Consider the following 5,671-nt stretch of genomic DNA (forward strand, 5'->3'; position numbering starts at 1 on the left):
GGCATGCCGTGCGCGGCGAGTTCCTCGACCACAACGACGGCCTCGGACATGCCTCCGCCGCCGCCCCCGTAATCTTCGGGCAGGTGCAACCCGAGCAGGCCGGCGGCCCCGAGGTCCTTCCACAGTTCATCAATACCGCCGCCGGATCGGCCGCGTTCGATGAAGTATTGCGCCCCATAACGAGAGGCGATGCCAGCCACGGTCTCGCGAATGGCTTTGTGTTCGACAGAGTCCTGAATGAGTCCCATGTCCTACTCTCCGGTGAATTCGGGGTGGCGCTTGGCCGCAAAGCTTTTGATCGCCGCTGCGGCGTCGGCGGTGTCGCCGGTGCGTCGGAGCGCGTGGATCTCTTCTTGCAGCTGAGTCGACAGGTCGTTGCGCCATGCGTCGCGCAGCAGCGCACGCATGCTCGCGAAACCGCGGGTCGGCCCATTCGACAATTCCCGCGCCACCGCTTCGGCGCGCTTCCGCAATTCCTCGGGAGGCACGATCTCGTTGATCAATCCCCACTCAAGCGCCTCTGCGACTTCGATCGGCTTGTTGCGCAGATACGCCTCCGCGGCACGCCGGGCACCGATGAGCCTGGGCAGATGCCACGTTCCACCGCCGTCCCCCGAAAGCCCCAGCGCTGCAAACGCGGTTACAAATTTTGTTCCCTCGGCAGCGATAACGAGATCGGCCGCATATACAAAGCCAAGACCGCCGCCGGCGACCGCGCCGTGTGCGGCAGTCACGATCGGGGCTTCGATGCGACTCAGGACACGAAATGCTTCATGAAACGGTGTTGTCATCTGCGCGAAGAGCGGGCCGAACTGTTCGTCGGAGTGCGCGAGAAAGTACTCGATGTCGCCGCCGACGGTCAGCGCAGGGCCGTTGCCGCAGATGAGGACTGCGCGGATCGAATCGTCGGCGGCGACGCGGCGCGCTACCTCGAGGGTTTCTTCGGCCAACTGCATGTCGATAGCGTTGCGGGCCTTCGGACGGTTCAGACAGATGGTGGCGACCGCATCGGTGACCGAGTAGTCGATAGTCTGCAGCGTCGCGCCGTCGCTGAGGGCCTGCACCCAAGCAGCGCTGTCGGTCAACTGCTGCAATGACACGATGAGCCCGTCGGCGGCGAAGGCGATGAGATGGATGAATGCCGCGTCGAGTCGCCGTCCCGAGGCGCGGCCCTCGCCGCGGTAGTGCCCGGCGACGAAGAGCCTGTCGTCATCGAGGAGGTGGAATTCCTCCGGCTGCGCTTCGACCTTGTAGTGGCGTCCGATGGTCCACCACACGTCACGCCGCATCGCCTCTGGACCGTCGTGACGTCCGCCCATGTTCAGCGGAAGGCCATCGGTCACCTGCCCGACGAAGTCGGGATGGAGGAGCATCGGGAGCGCTTCGCGGTCGCCTGCGGCGAGTGCTCGGTAGAGCTGTTGGGCGGTGGATACTTTCGTGTCGAAGGCGTGATCAGCCGTCATAGTCCCGTGACCGCTCCTCTCGATGCCCGCGGCTTCTTGAAAATTAACAGTGATTCAAATAAGGACTGCCCTTTTCTAGTCACCCTGGTTGCAGCATATCATCATTTTCTAGTCTGTGTTAAATTTTATACACCGCTGGCACGATGAGCCGCGATGGTAACTTGGGCAGCCCGAACAAGTTAGCGATCACGCATCTTAGCGATCACGCATCCCGCTGCCATTGCCTTTGCATGACGCCAAGGAAGTCCGCGGCGGAGACGGCTGACCTCGGTGGAAGCACACACCGATCAATCCGATGTGCTGAGCTGGGTTAAGCCAGCCTTTATCTCTGGTTGGTGTTCCATTCGATCCAGCCGACGCCGCGGCGACCGTCCTCGGTTCGGAAAGCGGCCATTGCCCTCGGAAAGAAGGAGACCCGCCCGTCGGGCGCCTCCATGCGCAGCGCGCCGAAGCCGAGCGGTTGCACGTCGACATCGAGCGGACCGGAGCCCAACGTTAGGTGCGCGGCGGTCACGAGTCCGTCGGAGGCGTGTATCGCGGTGGATGAACCTACTGTCAGCTCCTCGACCACCTGGCCATCGGATTGGATGTAGCCGACTGCCATTCCGGGATGATCAGGCAGGGTGACTGCATGCACCCGCGTTCCGTCGTCGAGATGGAAGGCTGTCCACATCCAGTCGTTGGCCCACCAGTCGCGGCTGCCCCAGGAATGATCACGCTGTCCGGGACCGGCGATGGTGATCTCCTCGCCGTCGATAATGATCGTTCCCGTTACCCGGCAAGGAATCTCGTAGCGCGTGGTTGCACGCCATTGGTAGGGCGCACCGTCAGTGAGCCACTGTAGGTCGAGGTGTAGTTGCACCGGATCCCCCGATTTTCCATTGAGAGGGTCCGCGTCGTCGGCGTATTCGCTTGCAGCGCCGTCGAACTGGAGCCAGAACTTCTCCAGCGGCCGCATGCAGTGGTGTACGGCGTGGTAATCGGTGCCAGTCACGGTTTGGTGGTCGGTGCCCAGAATGGGGTGCGGGCAGGAATAGTCGGTGACCATCACCGTCGGACGCCCGGGGCGGACCACGGCCACTGAGTACACGCCGCCAGCTTGGTTTGGAACGTTGCCGAGTCGCAGGTATACCCCGACCTCGGGCCCCCGCTGGCCAAGGCTGATCCCGTCGAAGTACCAACTCTCGTTCCAGAACGGATCGGCGCCCGGTTGGTGCGGCGCTTCGTCGCCCGCTGCAGGAAGCAGGGCCAACGGGCCGGCTCCCGGTTCGGGGAGCAGCTCCAGTGAACCCAAGTCGATAATCTGCTGGCAGGTTCGCCGCAACAGGGCCATGAACATATCGTCACCGCGTGCGGTTCGCTCGACGGCCATCGCGGCGACAATAACCACTGCCAGCGCCCAAAACGGCTGGCGGCGATACTCTTCCCAGCACTGGTGCCAGGTGAAGTTCGTAACGCCGGCAGAGATGAGCCCGTCGTAATAGTTGCGGACTAGTTCGCGCTCATGTGCGTGCCGGTCCTCGATCTCTAGGCTGCCGCCCAAGAAGTAGGCGACGTCGACCATCGCGGGTCCCCATTGCACCGTCTGCCAATCGACGACGACGCATTTTGTGTCACCACTGAACAGTAGGTTGTCGAGGCGGAAGTCACCGTGGATGAGTCCCAACGGCGCCCGAATGTCTGCGGCATGGGCATCGGCGATAGCGACGTAACGTTTGCAGACCTCGGCGTGCGCGGGGTCGATGCGCTCGCCGTATCGATCAAGCAGTTGAGGTAGCAGCGCCGTCATCACCGCCTGGGTGAGTGGATTGGGCTGGTTGAGGAAGTCGAGGGTTCCGGTGGCGAGGTCGTTGAACACGGGCGCGTGTAGTCCGGCCAGAGTTCGCATCACCAGGCGCGCGGTGTCGACGCCGCAGCCGGCGATCTGGTCGCCCTGTTGTGCGCCGACGACGTCGTCGAGAACGAGGGTGAACCACCCCTCGGCGACGTCGTATTCGGCGAGATGACAGCGCGGCGGTCCTTGCAGGCGACCGCCGAGATGTTGGTAGAAGGCCACCTCGCGGAGGTAAGCGCCCATGCCCACGCCGGTGTTACGGCTGATGTCGTCGCCAGCAGCCAACTTGACCACCACGGTCGCCTCGGACCCGTCGGCCTCGATATACGAGACGCGGTAAGTCAGGCTCATTTGACCTGTACCGATCCGTTCGACCGCTGTGGCCTGAAGTCGCGGGCGATTCAAGACACGCTCGAGCCACCGAGCGGTGATCTCTGATGCCTCCCGAATTAGCAGGCCATTGCCCGTAAGGGTGCTGTGCGTCACGCGCGTCTGCCTTTCCGCAATCTGACACGGTCACGTGTCAGATTATAATGGCGGTCACCATGAGTCAAGAAACCTCCGCGGCCGACGTAGGTCGCACCTACGGTGGCGTGAGCGCCGAAGCGCGCGCAGAGTCGCGGCGGCAACGGTTAATCGGGGCCGCGGAGGCGGTGATCGCCGAACACGGCGTCGCCGCGCTGACCGTCGAACAGGTATGCCAGACAGCCGAGTTGACCAAGCGCTACTTCTACGTGGACTTCTCCGGCAAGGACGACCTGCTAGATGTTTGTGCCGAACAGCTGTTCACCCGACTTTGGAATGCAATCGATGGCGCGGTGGCCGCCGTTGGGTCGGGACCAAAGCGCGTTCGTGCGGCGGCACAGGCCGTAGTACATACGTTGGCTTCCGACCCAGCCTCGGCACGGCTGTATACAGAATGCCCTGCGTTTCCTCGCCTGCGCGAGCGACAGCAGCGTGCGATTCGTGAATTCAGCGCTCGCATGGCGGCGGATGTCATACCGTTCACCGGCAATCCGCCCACCGGCATCCGTCGTGACCTCGCGGCGCGGATCCTCACCGCCGGCACCACCCAGCTGATCGTGGACTGGCTAGACGGAACTGTCGAAACCGACGAAGAGACCATCATCGCCACCATCGCTGCTGCTGCCCTTGGTGCAGCAGCCGAAGGCTGAGGTCAAGCGCCGCAAGCAAGTTCGAACCGAAGTGGATGCATCAGCGTTGTCCCTGAGGGGCGCGGAGCTGTTGCACGAGACGGAACTTCTGCACCTTGCCGGTAGGCGTGGTGGGTAGATCTTCGCGGCGACAGAAAACGACGCGCTTGGGTACCTTGAACCTCGCGAGTTTGGCGCGGCAGATGGCCAGCACGTCGGCCTCAGTGAGCGCAGCCCCCGGAGCCGGAACTATGACGACACAACCGATCTCACCCCAGCGTTCGTCGGGTAGCCCGATAGCGAACACTTGACTGATCGCATCATGAGCGGCCAGGAGATCTTCAATCTCCTTGGGCATGACCAGCTCACCGCCGCTCTTGTAGAGCTCCTTGCTACGACCGGTGACCTGGAGATAGCCATCGTCCCGCACCACGCCGAGGTCACCTGAATGCAACCACCCCTGCCGCAGTGTGACGGCGGTGTCATCGGGTCGATTCCAGTAGCCCAGCATCGTCGTCGGCCCGCGCGAGACGAGTTCGCCCTCCTGGCCAGGCGGCAGCGCGACGCCCGTTTCGGGGTCTACCGCCTGGTACTGCACGAGTGCATCCGTGCCCGGGACTCCCGCAGGTCCGGCCATTTTTGGTCGCCCCGCCGTGTCGGAGGTCAGTTCCAACGGATCCTCTGGACGGGTCAGCGTCATCGCGCCTCCGGACTCGGTCATCCCATAGCCGGTGACGATCTCGCTGACCCCGAGGTCGGCCTCTATCTGCTCCCACAGCCAGATCGGCGCGGGCGCCGAACCACACAGAATTGCGGTGAGCGAGCTCAGGTCGTAATCGCCGCGGGCCGGGTGCTCGAGCATCGCCACCGCCATCGTCGGCACGCACAAGACGTCGGTGGCTCGGTGCCGCTGAATGCCTGCGAAGTAGCCCTCGGCGCTGAAACTTGTCTGAGGGATGACTGCGCCGCCAACGAAGCTGGCCGACAGCAGGCCCTCCACGTAGCCGAACATGTGGTAGCACGGCAGCGAGAACAGAATCCGCCGCCCGTCTTGGTAGGCGCGGGTGAGCGCCGACGCGAAGGCGGTCCGCAGGACGGCGTCATGAGATACCAGCACGCCCTTGGGCGACCCGGTTGTGCCCGAGGTGTAAAGCATGTCTCCGGGGCCATTGGGATCGATTGTGCGGCCATAGCTGGCGCCTCGGTTTTGGTCGCCCAGG

At 63.5% G+C, this 5,671-nt stretch carries 5 protein-coding genes; 1 reads left to right on the forward strand and 4 read right to left on the reverse strand.

What is annotated here, in order from left to right:
• The 3 genes from VKI00_RS02965 to VKI00_RS02975 all read right to left on the reverse strand — a co-directional run.
• Positions 1-248, reverse strand: a 248-nt coding sequence (locus tag VKI00_RS02965) for an acyl-CoA dehydrogenase family protein (RefSeq protein WP_324435233.1), incomplete at its 3' end; no start/stop codon positions are given.
• Between the two features lie 3 nt (positions 249-251).
• The gene (locus VKI00_RS02970) at positions 252-1,463 is read right to left on the reverse strand and encodes an enoyl-CoA hydratase-related protein (protein WP_324435235.1); all 1,212 of its coding nucleotides are present in this window, start codon (positions 1,461-1,463) and stop codon (positions 252-254) included.
• 322 nt (positions 1,464-1,785) lie between these two features.
• Positions 1,786-3,648, reverse strand: coding sequence for a phosphotransferase (locus VKI00_RS02975; RefSeq protein ID WP_324435237.1), 1,863 nt, complete (start codon positions 3,646-3,648; stop codon positions 1,786-1,788).
• Positions 3,649-3,842: 194 nt separating this feature from the next.
• Between VKI00_RS02975 and VKI00_RS02980 the strand changes: the two genes are divergently transcribed.
• A complete protein-coding gene (locus VKI00_RS02980; protein WP_324435239.1) occupies positions 3,843-4,472 on the forward strand; it encodes a TetR/AcrR family transcriptional regulator in 630 nt (209 codons plus the stop codon).
• 40 nt (positions 4,473-4,512) lie between these two features.
• Here the strand turns inward: VKI00_RS02980 and VKI00_RS02985 are convergent.
• A partial coding sequence (locus VKI00_RS02985; RefSeq protein WP_324435241.1) for a fatty acid--CoA ligase family protein occupies positions 4,513-5,671 on the reverse strand: 1,159 nt, incomplete at its 5' end.

Origin of the sequence: Mycobacterium sp., assembly GCF_035314665.1 — a bacterium.
Classification (GTDB): Bacteria; Actinomycetota; Actinomycetes; order Mycobacteriales; family Mycobacteriaceae; genus Mycobacterium.

Coding starts and splice junctions, on each gene's coding strand:
- VKI00_RS02970 (WP_324435235.1), bottom strand. CDS start 1,463: ATGACGGCTGATCACGCCTTCGACACGAAAGTATCCACCGCCCAACAG.
- VKI00_RS02980 (WP_324435239.1), top strand. CDS start 3,843: ATGAGTCAAGAAACCTCCGCGGCCGACGTAGGTCGCACCTACGGTGGC.
- VKI00_RS02975 (WP_324435237.1), bottom strand. CDS start 3,648: ATGAGCCTGACTTACCGCGTCTCGTATATCGAGGCCGACGGGTCCGAG.